Source organism: Bradyrhizobium sp. 18BD (assembly GCF_054185225.1).
This window is the reverse complement of the sequence record NZ_JAVAYL010000004.1, coordinates 252,823-269,419: the sequence shown is the minus strand read 5'-3', so window position 1 is coordinate 269,419 and position 16,597 is coordinate 252,823. Positions and strand designations below refer to the sequence as shown.

The window sequence follows — 16,597 nt, the reverse complement described above, 5'->3', positions numbered from 1 at the left end:
TTCGACATCGAATACGAGCATCCTGTGAAGTGCGATCTTTGGGTTGGTCGCTTGAACTGGCCGACTGGCTCTATGCATGTTCGAGCTGGCTTTGCATTGCCGCTTTTTACCAGACGGGAGCGGCCATGCGCCGCCTTATTCCTTGGCCCAATCCAGCCATTGCCGGCTTGCAGCAAGTCCGTGTCGGTCATTTTGGCCTTGGGCAAGTGGGTCGCCTTCCGGCACAGCCTCAACTAAGCCGAGCATGAACTCGACCACGTTCAGCCCTTATTAAGCTGGCCGTCCATCGATGGGCGTGTCGAGCACTTTGGCAGCGTCGCGTGGCCGCAGCGCACTGCACACATTCCGCTGGTTGCGATGACCGCTGAGAAGGGGCTGCGGTCACCGGCGGGGCGAGTGGCGAGGTCTCGGACATGTTCGCGTTTGCGATTTGATTGAACAAGGAAGCGGTATCTGCGCCCTCTTGGCCGAGCTGGACCAGTTCGACTATGCGAACGCGTGTCGCAGGGACGCGGCGCAGAAGCGGTAAGCAAGCGGACCCAGCAAAATGAAAAAGGCCCTCTAAAATGGGCACTTCGTTGATTGCGTCACGGACAAAGCATTCGTGACGGGTTGCATTGTCTAAAATCAACGACTTAGACGCGCGCTAATACCGGTAATAAATCGGCAAGCGACCGGAGGACGAAAACTTGAAACCTCTATTTTTATAGAGTTTCAACGTATTCCGTCACGGATCATGTACCCGGCGCCGCGGATCGTGTGCAGCAGCGGCCGCTCGAATCCCTTGTCGATCTTGGAGCGCAGCCGCGAGATGTGCACGTCGATCACGTTGGTTTGCGGATCGAAATGATAGTCCCAGACGTTCTCCAGCAGCATGGTGCGCGTCACCACCTGGCCGGCATGCTTCATGAGGTATTCGAGCAGACGGAATTCGCGCGGCTGCAGCGTCAGCTCGTCCTTGCCGCGGGCGACGCGGTGAGAGAGCCGGTCGAGCTCGAGATCGCCGACGCGATAAAGCGTGTCCTCGGCCGGGCCGCCGCGGCGGCGCGACAGCACCTCGACCCGGGCCAGCAGCTCGGCAAACGAATAGGGCTTTGGCAGATAGTCGTCGCCGCCGGCACGCAGGCCCTTGATGCGATCGTCGACCTGTCCGAGCGCGGAGAGAATCAGTACCGGCGTAGAATCGTCCTTGGCGCGCAGCGCCCCGATCAGCGACAGGCCGTCGCGCTTGGGCAGCATGCGGTCGACCACCAGCACGTCGTACTCGCCGTTCTCGGCCATGGCGAGGCCTTCCTCGCCGTCGGCGGCGTGGTCGGCAATATGCCCGACTTCGCGGAACGCCTTCACGAGGTAGTCGGCGGATTCGCGGTCGTCTTCGATGATGAGGAGGCGCATCGTGCGTTCGGCGGCGGTCAAGGAGGTCAACCCTTCTCTAAACATGGCGCGAGCGGCTATCGCATGCAAGCCAAGCGAACGAGACTGAGGTAGGCAAAAAGGGCGGGCGGTGAAGCTGGGGGGACCTCACCGCCCTATGCCTTCCGACGGAGGGGGGCGTAATTCCACCGGAAGGTAGGCTGGGGAAGCCATCGTTACGCAGCTCCCCCGAAGGGCGTCGGCGGCGGGGGCGACTGATGCCGGCGACACCCCTCATTTCGTAAGCCTCCTGTGCGTTAACCCTTCGCCTTAACCCTTGGCGATGGGGATGGCGACGAAGCGCGACTGGCCGCCGCTCTTCACGCGCATCAGGACGCTGTTCTTGTTGTCGGTCCGCGCCGCGTTGATGGCGTCGCGGACTTCGCCGGCGGTGGCCACGCTCTTGCCGCCGACTTCGAGGATCACATCGCCTTCCTTGAAGCCGCGTTCGGCCGCGGCGCTCTTCGGATCGACTTCAGTGACGACGACGCCTTCCTTGCCAGCACCGGCCACCGAGTTGGCGGGGGCAACGGTCATGCCGAGCTTCGGCACGTCGGTGCCCTTGCTGGCGCCCTTGCCGCTGTCATTGTCGGTATCGGCCTTGGCCTCGACCGTGTTCGGCAGCTGACCGAGGGTGATGTTCACGACCTTGTCCTGGCCCTTGTGCAGCACGTTGAGCTTCACGGTCGCGCCGGGCGCCATGCCGCCGATGGTGCGGGCGAGCTCACGGGCGTCCTTGACGGATTCGCCGTTGACCGCGGTGATGACGTCGCCGGACTCGATGCCGGCCTTGGCGGCCGGACCACTCGCCTGCGGCTCCGCAACCAGCGCGCCTTCGGCCTTCTTCATGCCGAGGCTGTCGGCGATATCCGACGTCACCGGCTGAATCTGCACGCCGATCCAGCCGCGGCTGACCGAGCCCTTGTCCTTGAGCTGCGCCACCACGCTCTTCACGGTGCTGGCGGGAATCGAGAACGCGATGCCGACGCTGCCGCCGGAAGGCGAGTAGATCGCGGTGTTGACGCCCATCACCTCGCCATTGGTGTCGAAGGCCGGACCGCCGGAATTGCCCTTGTTCACGGGCGCGTCGATCTGGATGAAATCGTCATAGGGGCCGTTGCCGATGTCGCGGCCGCTGGCCGAGACGATGCCCGCAGTGACCGTGCCGCCGAGGCCGAAGGGATTGCCGACCGCGAGCACCCAGTCGCCGATCCGCGGCTTGCTGTCCGCGAGCTTGGCGAACGGGAAGTTCGAGCTGCCCTCGACCTTGATCAAAGCAAGGTCGGTGCGCTGGTCGGTGCCGATCACCTTGGCGGTGTAGGTCTTGCCGTCGTCGGTCGTGACCTCGACCTTGTCGGCGCCGTCGACCACGTGGTTGTTGGTCACAGCAAAGCCGTCGGCCGAGATGAAGAAGCCGGAGCCCTGGCCCTGCACGACGCGGCCGCGACCGCCACCCTTCAGACCGGGGACGCCATCCGGACCGCCGAAGCGGCGGAAGAAGCGCTCCATCGGAGAGCCCGGCTGGAACGGCGAGGCGGAATCATCGCCATCATCGTTGCTCGCGGTCTTCTCCTTGATGTTGACCTTCACCGAGATCACCGAGGGTTTCACGCGCTCGACGATGTCGGCGAAACCGATCGGACGCTCGACCTTGCGGACCTCATTGTTGACCTGCGCATGCGCCGGGCTCGAAAACAGGTCGGCCGGCGACATCGACGGGCCGAGGCCGTAGACGGCGACGCCAAGGCCGGCGACGACCGAAGCCATCAGCGCGATCCTGCGGGCCGAGAACACCGACCGGCGCTGCTGCCGGTAGGACGGAAGGTTCGAGAGGTCGATACGATCGTTCATGCAGAGATCTCCAGGGCCTTGAAATCCATTTGGTGCCGGCTGCCAGCACCTTACGGACCTGAAGATGGGGGCTCCCGCCTTACCGTGCGCTGGCGGCGGGGTTAAACTTTTGTAATGAAGGGGTGAGCTGGATGCGGCGGTTTAGCGCAGGCCGAAAATCATGGTCCGACAGGAACTTAACCGGGTTCCCGGAACCGACCCCAGACCGCGTTTTTGGGCCACCTTAGCTGGCCCTGACGCTGATGATGAACTCGTCGACTTCACGCTTCAGGGTCGCGGCCTGCTGTGACAGATCAACGGCGGAATCGCGGGCCTCGGCCGCCATGCGGCCGGTCTCGGCGGAGGTCGAGGTGATCTGCACGATGTGATTGGAGACGTCCAGCGTGCCCTGTGCGGCGTCCTGCGCGCTGCGTGTGATGTCCTGCGTCGCGTTGCGCTGCTGGGCGGTGTCGACCTCGATGCCCGACATGATCGACGAGATCTCCGACAGCGTCTTCGAGATGCCGTCGATCGCGCCGCGCGTCTCCGCGGTGATGCCCTGGATGCTGGCGACGTGCGAAGTGATCTCCTCGGTCGCCTTGCTGGTCTGGTGCGCGAGGCTCTTCACCTCGGACGCGACCACCGCAAAGCCCTTGCCGGCCTCGCCTGCCCGCGCCGCCTCGATGGTGGCGTTGAGCGCCAGAAGGTTGGTCTGCGATGCGATCGCCTGCACGAGCTGGACGACCTCGCCGATCTTGTCGGCGGCGTCCGACAGCGTGTGGATGGTGTCGCGGCTCTTCTCGGCTTGCATCGCTGCACCTTCGGCGCGCTGGGTCGCATCGGTGACGCGGCGGCTGATCGTGCCGATCGAATTGGTCATCTCCTCGGCCGAGCCCGCAACCGTCTGCACGCTGGTAGAGGCCTGGCTTGCCGCGCTCGCGACCGCATTGGCCTTGGTGCTGGTGTCGTTGGCCGTCCGCGACAGCGTTTCCGCGTTGCTCTTCAGATGCACGGCCGACGACGCCACGCTGTCGACCACGCTGGCGACGAGATCGTTGAAACGCTTGATCCGGTCGTCGAGGAACTTTGAGCGCTCGGCCTGGTGCTGCGCTTCATGTAATTGCTGCTCGGTGAGGTGGCGCCGCTCGACGCCGGTGGTCTTGAACACCTCCAGCGCACCGGCAAGCAGGCCGATCTCGTTGGTGCCGCCGAGGCCCGGGACAGGCGTCTCGAACTTCTGGTCGGCGACCTCGCGCATGGCATGCACGATCGCTGCCAGCGGATTGAGGATGCCGTTGCGCACCGCGAACCAGGTGGTGATGCAGATCGCGACAGCGACCACGGCGATCACGCCGCACGCCATCAGGAAATAGGAGAAGGCGGTCTGCGCCTGCTGATAGATCAGCATCGCATGGTCGCGCGCGGGGCCGCTCAGCGCGGCGAAGTCCGACGACAGGCTGGTGATCTCGTTGTTGAGATAAAGCACCGCCACGAAGCCGGTGCTGCCGCCGATGCCCAGCAGGAATAATAATGCAGCGACGACGGCGCCGACCAGGAAGCGGATCGTCAGATTGCTGTTCGCGAACATCGGATGACTCAAAGTCTGGAATCAAATCTCGCGACAAGCTTCCAGACAAAGGTCAACAGAGCATGAAACAGGCTGCGCGAGACGGCCTATGTATCAATACGTAGGCTAGGACGATTTCGCTTCGTCCGACATCAGCGCGGCGAGCCGCGCTTCTTCCTCGGGCGTGAGCGGCGGCGCGGGTATATCTGCACCGCTCTTCGCGCGCCGACGGATTTGCAGCCACAGCGCCAGGCCGCCGCCGATCAGCAACACCGGCGCGAGCAGCCACAACAACATGGTTTGCCGCTCGAAGCGCGGCTTGAGCAGCACGAACTCGCCATAGCGCGCGACGAGGAAATCGAGCACCTGCGAATTGCTGTCGCCGGCCGCAATGCGCTCGCGCACCAGCAGCCGCAGATCGCGCGCCAGCGGTGCATCAGAATCGTCGATCGACTGGTTCTGGCAGACCATGCAGCGCAGCTCGCGCGACAGATCGCGCGCGCGCGCCTCCTTGGCGGGATCGGACATGATCTCGTCGGGCTGCACGGCGTGCGCCGCCGGCAAAGCCAGCAGCATCAGCGCAAAGATCGTGACCATCATCCGCCGCATCGGATCATTCCGCCGGCTGGAGGCGCTGCTTGGCCCGCGCCGGCTTCGGCGCGCCGACCCGCAGGCGACGATCGGACAGCGACAGCACGCCGCCGAACGCCATCAGCACCGGTCCCCACCAGATCATGAGCACCAGCGGCTTATAATAGATGCGCACCGCGATGGCGCCCTCGGCGGTGGCGTCACCGAGCGAGACGTAGAGCTGGCTCGCGCCGCGGGTCAGCAGCGCGGCCTCGGTGGTCGAGGAGCCGCGCGTGGTAAAGCTGCGCTTCGACGGCGTCATGACGCTGATCTTCTCGCCATCGCGGCTGACGTCGAATTCGGCAATCATCTCGCGGAAGTTCGGGCCTTGGCGCGAGAACAGGCCGTCCAGCTTGAGATCGTAGCCGGCGACATGAGCGACGTCGTTCTGCTTCATCGTCGCGATATATTCGCTGTTCCAGGTGGTCTCGCAGACGATGCCGATCAGCGCGACGCCGAGGCCGGCATGCGCGAAGGCGGTGCCCCAGGCCGAGCGCGGCAGACCGCGCGCCCGGTGCAGCGCTGTGGAGAAGGGCAGCCGCACGAGACCGGTACGCTCGACGATATCAGTGACGGCGCCGGCGATGACGAAGATGCCGAGCCCGATCGCAAGCGGCGCCAGCGTGGCGCCGCCGCTCGTCCAGCCCCAGACGATGGCGACCGCAACGAGCCCGGCCACACCGGCCGCGAGCAGGCGCTGCGTCACGCCGAGCAGATCGCCGCGCTTCCAGGCCAGCATCGGGCCGAACGGCACAGCAAGCAGCAGCAGCGTGAACAGCGGCACGAAGGTGAGGTTGTAGAAGGGCGCGCCGACCGACATCTTGAAATCGGCCAGCACTTCCATCGCCAGCGGGTACAGCGTGCCGAACAGCACGACCGCGCAGGCGACCGTCAGCAGCAGGTTGTTCAGCACCAGCGCGCCTTCGCGCGAGATCGGGGCGAACAGGCCGCCCTGCTTCAACGAGGTCGCACGGCCCGCGAACAGCGACAGGCTGCCGCCGATGAACAGGCAGAGGATCAGGAGAATGAACACGCCGCGGGTCGGATCGGTGGCGAAGGCGTGCACCGAGGTGATGACGCCCGAACGCACCAGGAAGGTGCCGAGCAGCGACAGCGAGAAGGTCAGGATCGACAACAGGATGGTCCAGACCTTCAGCGCATTGCGCTTCTCCATCACCAGCGCGGAATGCAGCAGCGCGGTGCCGGCGAGCCACGGCATCAATGAGGCGTTCTCGACCGGATCCCAGAACCACCAGCCGCCCCAACCGAGCTCGTAATAGGCCCAGTAAGAGCCCATCGCGATGCCCAGCGTCAGGAATATCCAGGCGACCAGCGTCCACGGCCGCACCCAGCGCGCCCAGGCCGCATCGATCCGTCCCTCCATCAGCGCCGCGATGGCGAAGGAGAACGAGATCGAGAAACCGACATAGCCGAGATAAAGCATCGGCGGATGCACGGCGAGGCCGATGTCCTGCAGCACCGGATTGAGATCGCGCCCCTCGATCGGCGGATTGAGGATGCGCAGGAACGGATTCGAGGTCATCAGGATGAAGAGATAGAACGCGCTGGCGATCCAGGCCTGCACGGCCAGCACATGGGCGCGCAGCGACAGCGGCAGATTGTTGCCGAAGGCGGCGACCAGTCCGCCGAACAGCGCCAGGATCGACACCCACAGCAGCATCGAGCCTTCATGGTTTCCCCACACGCCGGTGATCTTGTAGATCAGCGGCTTCATCGAGTGGGAATTCTCGTAGACATTGGCGACGGAGAAGTCCGAGTTCACGTGCAACGTCACCAGCGCGATGAACGAGGCGCCGACGAACAGCAACTGCGCCAGCGCGGTGGAACGCGCCACGTTCATCAGTGCGGCATCCTGCAGACGTGCGCCGATCAGCGGCACGATGGACTGGATCAGTGCCAAAGCGAGCGCCAGCACCAGCGCGTAATGTCCGGATTCTGCGATCACCGCACGGCTCCCTGCGGATTGCCCTGCGCTGTCGTGGCGGCAGGCTTTGCATCACCAGAGGGCTTGGCACCACCAGCGGCTTGCGCGCCGTAATCGTCCTTCCAATGTCCCTGCTTCTTCAGGGCATCGGCGACGTCCTTGGGCATGTAGGTCTCATCGTGCTTGGCGAGCACGGTGTCGGCCTTGAACACGCCATTGGCGTCGAGCGCGCCTTCGGCGACGACGCCCTGCCCTTCGCGGAACAGGTCGGGCAAAATGCCCTTGTAGGCGACCGGCAGCTTTGCGCCGCCATCGGCGACCTCGAAGGTCACGGCGAGGTTGTCGCCGCGCTGGAGCGAGCCGGGCTGCACCAGGCCGCCGAGCCGAAACCGCTTGCCCGGCGCAACGTGCTTCTCGGCAACCATGGTCGGGGTCGAGAAGAACACGATGGAGTCGCGCAATGCGTTGAGCACCAGCGCGGCCGCGAGCGCGAGCACGGCGAGCGAGCCGCCGATGATGGTCATACGTCGCTGCTTGCGCGTCATGGCGTATCCGTTCCCTGCTCGTCCCGCCGCGAAATCATCATCCGTCGAGCCCGAGCGTCTTGAGACCTTCGTTGAGCTGCTTCAGCCGCGCGGCATCGTTGGCGACCGCCTGGCGGGCATCGCTCGATGCGCCGACCGCCTTGTCGCGATCGCCCATCACGAGATAGGCGCGCACCAGGCGCAGCCAGCCGTCGACGTCGTCGCCGTTCTGCTTGAGGCGCGTGGCGAGACGCTCGACCATGCCGCGAACCATCGCGTTGCGATCGCCCTCGTTCATGTCCCTGGACGCTGCGATGGTCTCGTCCGACAGCGCCGGCATCGTGACGCTGCCGCCGCCGACCCGCGCCAGCGAGGACTGCACCAGGGAACGCCACGGCGCATCCGCCGGCGCCTTCGTCAGCAGCGCGCGCCAGATGTTGGCGGCGTCGTCCTTGCGGCCGTCCTGCTCGGCGGCAAGCCCGAGGAAGTAGTTCGCCTTGGGATCATCGGCGTTGAGCGCATGCGCCCGCTCGAACTCGCCCTTGGCCTCGGCGGTCACGACGCCGCCGGCCGCGGCCGAAATCGCTTCGCCGAGATCGGACCTGCGCTCGGCGCTTTCGCCGTTATAGGTGAGCGAATTGCGATAGGCGCGCACCGCATCGTCGAAGCGGCCGAGCCGCTCCAGCACCGGCGCGAGCACGTTCCAGCCGCGCCCATCGGTCGGATTCTTTTCCAGGTGCTGCTCGACCTGCACGACGAGGTTTTCGAGCGATTGCGCCATGCCGGAGCCGGCGCCGCGCTCGCGCTGCGCCAGAGGAAAATCGCGCAGCAGGGGCGACCCTAGCGGCATGTAGACGCCGATCGCAACCAGCGGCAGGCCGACGAGCGCCAGCACGGCGGCCGCGCGGCGCCATTTGAGGCTCGATTTCGGCTCCGATGCGGGCTCGCTGCCGGCGGCAGCGAGCAGCCTGCGGCTGATCTCGACACGCGCAGCCTCGGCTTCGGGTGCGGCGATCAGTCCTGCGGCGAGATCGCGCTCGATCTCGGCCAGTTGGTCCTTGTAGACCGCGACCTCACTGCCTTGAACTTGCGCCCGTCCGCTGCGGCCGAGCGGCAGGAGCACGGCGAAAATCGCCGCGACCGTCATCAGCGCGAACACGAACCATAGCGTCATCTGGCAAGCTTCCGGCAGCGCGCGAACCGCGCCTGTAGGTGGCTTTACACCACGGCCGGACGATGCGGCAATTGACAATTGTCAATTCGGCGCGACCGCTCACAGTCCCGAAACGGTGAAAATCCAACGGCTTAGCGGATCTCGAAATCCGCGCTGCGGGCGGCGTCCTCGCCGTGCCCGTTGAACGCCCTGAGGAAGTATGTTCCGGGCTCGATGGCCTCGGGCAATCTGATGCGCACCGCCCCGACCGGAACCGGAGATGCAACCCTGGTGACGGTCTCGGGCAGCTGCCGGCCGCTTGCCTTCTCGACCAGCACGACCTTCGCGCCGATCATCAGCCGTTGATACTTGGCAACAATGACCCGGTTTTCAATTTCGATGGAGCTGATAATGGGTTTCATGCGCCCACAGATAGAAATTCCAAAAACTTGCACGGCGACCGTAGGGCTCGCCACCGGCAGCGTCAACCTGAAATTGTGATCACGAAAATATGCGACTGAATCAGCTTGCGCGCGACGATTTGCGCTCGCCCGTGACGGCGTTGTCCGCGGCACGGCTCATCAGCGAGGCGTAATCGTCGCCGAACAGCACCTGGCAGAAGCGGATTGCGGCCTGCATCTGCTGTTGCCGGTAGATACGGACTTTGTGATCGGCGGCGCGCAGCGACTGCACCAGCTGTTCGGTCGAGCGTTCGACATATTGCTGGAGGTCGGAATAGGTGCGCAGCGTCACCTCGTTGATCGCAAGCTCGCTGGCGTAGTTGCGGCAGGTCGCGACGAAATCGATCAGCGCCGCGGTTTCCTCGACCTCGGTGCTGTCGACCTGCGCGCCCGGCGGAATGTCCTTCTCGGCGCGCTGGCGCAGGATGCGGCGCACGCGGCCGGGAACGCTGTCGATCTCGGATTGCAGCGCATTGGAGATGTCGGCCCGGATCGAGGTCAGCTGCTTGCCCCAGGCGGAATCGTTGCGCAGGTCGAGTTCCGTGCGCAGGCCGCGGACGCCATCATGCAGCGATTTGAGATTGTCGGCGACGGTCTCGAAATGACCGCGCTTGATGTCCATGCGCAGGATCGCGGCAACGCAGGACAGATCGTGCAGCGCGATCGTGACGGCCACGCCATAGGGCGTCGCCGCCACGCGGATCTCGTCGTCGGAGGCGGCAATCTTGATCGCGAGCCGAATGATCTGCCAACGCGCGGTCATGCGCTGCACGACGATCGACAGCGCGAAGGGCAGCATCTGCGGCGTCTGCAGAACGGGAATGTTGAGCGCCTGCGTCACCGAGGCGATCTGGGGCTCGCCGAAGGCGCGCAGGAAGCGCGGCAGCTTCTCGTTCAGGGTGGCGAGGGCTTCGCGGACCTGGAGCACGGCCCCGATCGAATAGAGGTCCTCGATCACGCTGGGCGGGCCGACGCGGGCGAGCGCCCGCGTCTTGTCGCCGCCGCCGGGGCCTGTCAGCGCGAAGATGGCATCGGCGGCCACCGCCTGGAGTTTTTGCGCAAGCGCCTCGACCTGACCGGCACTGTCCGCCGGCATGCGCGCCAGCGCCGCTTCGAATTCAATGACCTTGTCCGGGGCACCGTCACGGCCGAGCCATTGCCAGATCGGCTGAAGCGAGGCGCGCCGGATCTGCCCGACCCGCATCGGGGCGCCCACCTCGACCAGGAACGGTTCCAGCACCTGGAACAGCAGCCGGGACAAATCATCCGTGCGCGGCGGCGGGGCTTCTTCGGCTTCGGCCTTGCGCACGATCTTGCGCAGCTGCTCGAGCACGAGGGTAGCCACGGCCGTGTCCTGGCCGCGTTCGAGCGCGCGCTCGAACTCCCGCATCAGCAGCGCCTGCGACTGCGGCGGGAGCTGCGCGAGATATTCCCTCAGCCGCTCGATCGATGTCTGGCTCATGCGCCCGGGTAATGCACGGTAAGGTGGCAGACGTAGGATGCGTCCGGGCGCGATCATAGGTCGCGGCGCCTTAAGAAGCCGTTGAGGACGTTGCCTGGTATGCCTGCGTTTTGCTCCGGACCGACGCCCGGCAGACCGAACAACCCCTTGGGAACAGAGGATTATATTCCGGGGAGCACCAGTTCGGCCCGCAGGCCCCCGATCGGGGCACCACCGAGCGAGAGGCTGCCACCATAGAGTGCGGCCAGGTCGGTCACGATCGACAGGCCAAGCCCCGAGCCGGGCTTGGACTCATCCAGCCGCTGGCCGCGCCGGGAGACCTGGGCGCGCTCGGCCTCCGACAGGCCGCGGCCGTCGTCGTCGACGAGGATCCGCAGCCGCGGGCCCGCGCCAGCCTGCTGCGGCGCCTCCACCAGGACCTCGATGAAGACGCGCGAGGCCGCCCATTTGCAGGCATTGTCGACGAGATTGCCGACCATCTCCTCCAGATCCTGCCGTTCGCCCCGGAATTTCGCCGACGGATCGGCCTTGGCCTCGACCATGATGCCGCGGTCGCGGTGGATCTTCTCCATGGTCCGCCGCAGCGCCTCGATGGCGGGCGCGACCTCCGTCACGGTCGCGACGATCGAGACCCGCGCCGCAATCCGCGCGCGCTCCAGATGATGGGCGAGCTGGTCGCGCATCACGTCCGCCTGCTCCATCACCTTGGCCGCGAACGGCTCGGCAGCGTGGCTGCCGGCCTCGTTCACGATCACCGAGAGCGGCGTCTTGATCGCATGGGCGAGATTGCCGACATGGGTGCGCGCGCGCTCGACGATCTCGCGATTGGCGTCGATCAGCGCGTTGGTCTCGCGCGCCAGCGGCGCGATCTCGACCGGGAATTCGCCTTCGAGCCGCTCCGCCCGCCCCGAGCGGATATCGGCAATCGACTCCGAGATGCGCTTGAGCGGCGCGAGGCCGAAGCGGACCTGGAACACCGTGGTCAGCAGCAGCACGATGCCGAGCGCGGTGAAGGTGCCGCCGAGATAGTAATCGAAGCTGCGCGTCTCGTCGAAAATCTCGGTGTCGTCGCCGGCGACGCTGACGAGGAATTTGCCGTCGGCGCCAAGGTCGACCGGACGCTCCACCATGCGCAGATTCTGCCCCTCGGGCCCGTCGACATAGGCAAGCCGGATGCCGGCCGCGGTGAGCTCGGTGCCCTGCTCCTCCAGCTTCGGCAGCTTCTTGTCCCAGAGCGAGCGCGAGGAGCGCACCTCCGGCTTCTCAGTGTCGGTGCGTGTGATCTGCCAGTACCAGCCGGACAGCGGCAGGTCGAACAGCGGCTCGCCGAGCGACTGGAACTGGCGGTCCGGCGGCTCGTCGGGGGTCGCGACCTCCGCGATCAGGGTGCGCAGATAGAGATTGAGCCGGCGGTCGAAGGCGCGCTCGGTGGCGTTCTTGTAGACCGACGACAGCACCACGCCGGTGATGGCCAGGATCACCACGAGCCAGGCCGTCGCCGACAGGAACAGGCGGTTGGCAAGCGAGCTGGCGGGCATCGGAATGATCCCGGGGGCACGAGGTGGCATGGCGTCGGCGGTCATAACCGGACCAAGGCCCCTGTTCGGCCGCCCGTCAAGCCCGACAGGCCCTCAAGCGCCCGGCGCGGGCGGCGGGGTCAGGAGGTAGCCGAGGCCGCGGACGGTCTGGATGATGTCGACGTCGAGCTTCTTGCGGATGCGGCCGACGAAGACCTCGATCGTGTTGGAGTCGCGGTCGAAGTCCTGGTCGTAGAGATGCTCGACTAGCTCGGTGCGTGACACGACGCGTCCGGAATGGTGCATCAGGTAGGCCAGAAGCCGATATTCGTGCGAGGTCATCTTGACGGGATTGCCGGAGACGCTGACCCGCCCGGTGCGGGTGTCGAGGGTGACCGGACCGCAACTCAGTTCGCTCTGGGCATGGCCGGTCGAGCGGCGCAGCAGCGCGCGGATGCGTGCCAGCACCTCCTCGAGATGGAATGGTTTTGCGACATAGTCGTCGGCGCCGGCATCGAACCCCTGCACCTTGTCGCTCCAGCGGTCGCGCGCGGTGAGGATCAAGACCGGCATGGTGCGGCCGTTGCGGCGCCAGGCCTCCAGCACCGAGATGCCGTCCTTCTTCGGCAGGCCGATGTCGAGCACCACGGCATCGTAGGGCTCATTGTCGCCGAGATAGTGTCCCTCCTCGCCGTCGAAGGCGCGGTCGACGACGTATCCGGCGTCCGTCAGCGACTTGGTGAGCTGGCGATTGAGATCGGGGTCGTCCTCAACAACAAGCAGGCGCACGCTTCTCTCCAGAAATAGGCTGCACGAACACCGCTACAGATGAGCAATTCCGGCGTGAACTGAATATGAACGCCGGGAACCGGCCTTCGTTACTTTTTGGTCATTTACGATTTGTCGGCCGCCAAACGCGACTGCGCCGCCAGGCCAGCGGACGAGCCGGCGGCGTGGCGGGCGCAGTGTGCCGCGTACCGCGGCGAGTCGGAAGGTCCGCCCTTCCGGTCAATTCGGCCGTCAGGTCCGGAAGAACACGAACCAGATGACGGCGAGGATCAGAATCGCAAGCCCGGTCGAGATGGCGAGGAGAGCTGCCACCGACGGCCCAGGTTCGCCCTGGCGCGCCTCGGTTGCGGTCTCGACGATCTGATCGTGCTCTCGCGTGGCTGCCATGTTGCCCTCAATCCTTGCGTGTCGCCTCCGATGACCGCGACCTCCTCGCGGCCTTGTGTCCTGAGCCAACGCCCGATCCGATTTGATGTTCCGGTTTTCGCCCACCGGATCGGGCCGAACCGCACGGTCAGCGACTGGTTAACGCAGTTGCAAGAATCCGCACCGAGCCGTGTATGATTCGGTGTTCCCCGATGGTATTATCGTCAGCTGTCCCCGTTGCGTTTGGAGTAGCCCATGGCCCCCCGCGCCAATTGGAAGGGTTTTCTGCGTCTGTCGCTCGTGACCTGCCCGGTCGCGCTGTATCCGGCCACTTCGGATACGGAGAAGGTTTCGTTCAACCAGATCAACCGCAAGACCGGCCACCGGATCAAGTATCTCAAGGTCGACGCCGAGACCGGTGACGAGGTGACCTCCGAGGACATCGTCAAGGGCTACAAGGTCGACACCGACACCTACATCGAGGTCACCAAGGACGAGCTCGACGACATCGCGCTCGATTCCACGCACACGATCGAGATCGACGAGTTCGTGCCGAAGGCCGACATCGACAACCGCTATCTGATCCGCCCCTATTACCTCGTGCCCGACGGCAAGGTCGGCCACGACGCCTATGCGGTGATCCGCGAGACCATCCGCAGCATGGACAAGGTCGCGATCGGCCGCGTGGTGCTGACCAACCGCGAGCACATCATCGCGCTGGAGCCGCTCGAGAGCGGCCTGATGGGCACGCTGCTGCGCTACCCTTACGAGGTCCGCAGCGAGAGCGAATATTTCGACGACATCCAGGACGTGAAGCTGACCAAGGACATGCTCGACCTGGCAAAACACATCGTCGAGAAGAAGTCAGGCGCGTTCGAGCCCGAGCTGTTCGAGGATCATTACGAGACCGCGCTGATCGACCTCATCAACAAGAAGCGCTCGGGCGCGCCGATCGCCGCGAAGTCCACGCCGAAGACCGGCGGTAACGTCATCAACCTGATGGACGCGCTGAAGAAGAGCCTCGCCAGCGAGAAGGACGCCGCCCCCGTGGCGAAGGTCGCCAAGGAAACCGCTAAGGAGACCGTCAAGGGCAAGAAGCCGAAGAAACGCGTCGAGGGTCAGCGCGAGATGCTGCTGCCGATCTCCGGCAAGGGCGGCAAGGATGCCGCGGCGAAAGCGGCTCCGAAGAAGGCGGACAAGCCTGTGCGCGCCCCGGCGCGAGCGAAGAAGGCCGGCTAGCAGCACACGCTGTTCGATCGCTCCGTGATCTCTCCCCTCGCCGATCGGCCGGCCTGAGATGCCCTGGTCGGCGGCATTCGACGATCCCATCTCCTTGCGCGACGGGCGCAAGCTGCGAACGCTGCAACAGGCGGCCGATCACATCATGCAACTGCCCGAGGACGCGCAGCACGCGAGCCATTGGCAGACCGCAATCGAAACCCTGATCAATGCGGCCGAGACCGGCGGCGGCTGGATGATGTTCGCCCGCATCGCGATGTTGCGTGCACTCAACACGGACATCGCTCGCAAATAGGCCGTGCGCGGCATCAGCGTTGCGGGATCTGACTGTCCTTCGCCGCCCCATAGCCTCAACAATTCGTTAAGCCACAGCGTTGTTTTCGGCGTCCCTCCCGGCAGCACGTAATCTTACGGAAGACAAAATTAACCGTCGATTCCCATTGCCTGAAACAAGATCGCGCCGTCGATTGAACCCAGGGGTTGCACGCCGTGCAGCAGCTTGACGCCAGGAAAAACTATATCGGCCTTGTCAGCGACACGGCCGATGACAAGCGTCTCGCCGACAGCGCGGCGCGGGCCGAGCCGCGCGTCATGAGCTATCTGGTCGGGCGCCTCGCCGCCGTGCTGCAACGGCCAGACAAGGCCAAAGGCGCAATCAAGCCCTGAGCAGGCCACCCGTTAAATCCGGCTCAATTGGGTGACGAAACCTTAAGTCAACAAATGGCAGCATATAAGAGCTGAGGCGGGACCATACTGCCCGCACTTTGGCGCGTGCACGCCGCGAAATGTTAGTGAATCAATTTACCAATCCGAAAACGGCACCAGCCTACGTTGGACGGATGAACAGGAGTTGACGATGGCCTTGCTCAGGTCCTTCCTCGCCGATGAACGTGCAGCCACCGCTATCGAATATGCCCTGATCGCCGCCGGCATTGCGCTCGCGATCGTCACCATCGTGAACAACACGGGCAGCGCCCTGCTGAACAACAAGTTCAACTCGATCGACGCGGCCACAAAGTAAGGGGCATAGCCGGCCGGTCTGCGGGGATCGCAGACCATGACGTGTGGTCGTAGCCCGGATGGAGCGGCTTGTCCGCCGTAGCTCGAAGAGCGAAGGCGGAAGCGAAATCCGGGAAGCCACGCCCGCGGATGCAACTCCCCCGGATTGCGCTGCGCTTCATCCGGGCTACGGCACCCCAATTCCCGCCTCCGCCAAGTTTGATCATCCCGCGAGTCCTGGCACTTTCAACACAGCATGGCGCGAACAGTCATGCTATCGTTCGTTGAATCAAACCTGCTCAGAGGATGCGGATGAGACGCGCGACGCTCCTGGCTCTCGGCCTCATGGTTGTTGGCCTCTGGCCGCTGGACTGCGCGAGTGCACAGACCGCGCCGCCGGTTTCGCTTGCTCCGCCCAAGGCATCGCCGCCGCGCGCGAACGCCAAGAACGCCCCGGCAGCATCGGCACCGGCGCCCGGCGCACTTCCGCAAGCGCCGAATCCTGCCGCCGACTATGACGGTTTCAGCGTCGGCGGCGAAGTCAATGACACGCCGGATCAGGCGGCGCGCCCCACGACGTCACGCGCAGCAAAGGGCGCCAAGTCCGATCCGGATCCGAAAGGCAACGCGGCTCAGCAATTGATCGATCAGGAAGACGAGGCGTTGAAGCGCAAATTGTCCATCTGCAAGAACTGCAAATAG

Annotated in this window: 17 protein-coding genes; 5 read left to right on the top strand and 12 right to left on the bottom strand. The window is 65.0% G+C overall.

The window, feature by feature from the left end; translation table 11 throughout:
* Window positions 1–714 precede the first annotated feature (714 nt).
* The 12 genes from RAD16_RS09635 to RAD16_RS09580 form a co-directional block, all read right to left on the bottom strand.
* A complete protein-coding gene (locus tag RAD16_RS09635; protein ID WP_458157802.1) occupies window positions 715–1,395 on the bottom strand; it encodes a response regulator transcription factor in 681 nt (226 codons plus the stop codon).
* A 288-nt stretch (window positions 1,396–1,683) separates the two neighbouring features.
* A complete protein-coding gene (locus RAD16_RS09630) occupies window positions 1,684–3,264 on the bottom strand; it encodes a Do family serine endopeptidase (RefSeq protein ID WP_458157630.1) in 1,581 nt (526 codons plus the stop codon).
* A gap of 223 nt (window positions 3,265–3,487) precedes the next feature.
* Window positions 3,488–4,831 (bottom strand): methyl-accepting chemotaxis protein, encoded by a 1,344-nt coding sequence (locus RAD16_RS09625; protein ID WP_458157629.1) that lies wholly within the window; start codon window positions 4,829–4,831, stop codon window positions 3,488–3,490.
* A gap of 105 nt (window positions 4,832–4,936) precedes the next feature.
* The gene (locus RAD16_RS09620; RefSeq protein ID WP_458157628.1) at window positions 4,937–5,419 is read right to left on the bottom strand and encodes a cytochrome c-type biogenesis protein; all 483 of its coding nucleotides are present in this window, start codon (window positions 5,417–5,419) and stop codon (window positions 4,937–4,939) included.
* 4 nt (window positions 5,420–5,423) lie between these two features.
* Window positions 5,424–7,406: a heme lyase CcmF/NrfE family subunit gene (locus RAD16_RS09615; protein WP_458157627.1), complete on the bottom strand. Its 1,983-nt coding sequence runs from the start codon at window positions 7,404–7,406 to the stop codon at window positions 5,424–5,426.
* Window positions 7,403–7,930, bottom strand: a complete 528-nt coding sequence (gene ccmE, locus RAD16_RS09610) for a cytochrome c maturation protein CcmE (protein ID WP_458157626.1) — start codon at window positions 7,928–7,930, stop codon at window positions 7,403–7,405. The genes RAD16_RS09615 and ccmE overlap by 4 nt, the downstream gene beginning before the upstream one ends.
* Before the next feature lie 37 nt (window positions 7,931–7,967).
* On the bottom strand, window positions 7,968–9,083 hold the full coding sequence (gene ccmI / locus RAD16_RS09605) for a c-type cytochrome biogenesis protein CcmI (protein ID WP_458157625.1): 1,116 nt from the start codon (window positions 9,081–9,083) through the stop codon (window positions 7,968–7,970).
* Between the two features lie 131 nt (window positions 9,084–9,214).
* Entirely contained in the window at window positions 9,215–9,484 is a 270-nt protein-coding gene (locus RAD16_RS09600) for a hypothetical protein (protein WP_326899743.1), read from the bottom strand.
* 100 nt (window positions 9,485–9,584) lie between these two features.
* Complete coding sequence (locus tag RAD16_RS09595) at window positions 9,585–10,985, bottom strand: hypothetical protein (RefSeq protein ID WP_458157624.1); 1,401 nt, start codon at window positions 10,983–10,985, stop codon at window positions 9,585–9,587.
* Between the two features lie 161 nt (window positions 10,986–11,146).
* The gene (locus RAD16_RS09590; RefSeq protein WP_458157623.1) at window positions 11,147–12,523 is read right to left on the bottom strand and encodes an ATP-binding protein; all 1,377 of its coding nucleotides are present in this window, start codon (window positions 12,521–12,523) and stop codon (window positions 11,147–11,149) included.
* A gap of 93 nt (window positions 12,524–12,616) precedes the next feature.
* Complete coding sequence (locus RAD16_RS09585; protein ID WP_458157622.1) at window positions 12,617–13,291, bottom strand: response regulator transcription factor; 675 nt, start codon at window positions 13,289–13,291, stop codon at window positions 12,617–12,619.
* 231 nt (window positions 13,292–13,522) lie between these two features.
* Complete coding sequence (locus RAD16_RS09580; protein WP_254117740.1) at window positions 13,523–13,678, bottom strand: hypothetical protein; 156 nt, start codon at window positions 13,676–13,678, stop codon at window positions 13,523–13,525.
* A gap of 234 nt (window positions 13,679–13,912) precedes the next feature.
* Between RAD16_RS09580 and ku the strand changes: the two genes are divergently transcribed.
* The 5 genes from ku (at window position 13,913) to RAD16_RS09555 (ending at window position 16,597) form a co-directional block, all read left to right on the top strand.
* Window positions 13,913–14,896 (top strand): non-homologous end joining protein Ku, encoded by a 984-nt coding sequence (ku, locus tag RAD16_RS09575; protein WP_458157621.1) that lies wholly within the window; start codon window positions 13,913–13,915, stop codon window positions 14,894–14,896.
* A 58-nt stretch (window positions 14,897–14,954) separates the two neighbouring features.
* The gene (locus RAD16_RS09570) at window positions 14,955–15,191 is read left to right on the top strand and encodes a hypothetical protein (RefSeq protein ID WP_458157620.1); all 237 of its coding nucleotides are present in this window, start codon (window positions 14,955–14,957) and stop codon (window positions 15,189–15,191) included.
* A gap of 194 nt (window positions 15,192–15,385) precedes the next feature.
* On the top strand, window positions 15,386–15,562 hold the full coding sequence (locus RAD16_RS09565) for a hypothetical protein (protein ID WP_458157619.1): 177 nt from the start codon (window positions 15,386–15,388) through the stop codon (window positions 15,560–15,562).
* 190 nt (window positions 15,563–15,752) lie between these two features.
* Complete coding sequence (locus RAD16_RS09560; protein ID WP_458157618.1) at window positions 15,753–15,917, top strand: Flp family type IVb pilin; 165 nt, start codon at window positions 15,753–15,755, stop codon at window positions 15,915–15,917.
* Between the two features lie 290 nt (window positions 15,918–16,207).
* Entirely contained in the window at window positions 16,208–16,597 is a 390-nt protein-coding gene (locus RAD16_RS09555; protein WP_458157617.1) for a hypothetical protein, read from the top strand.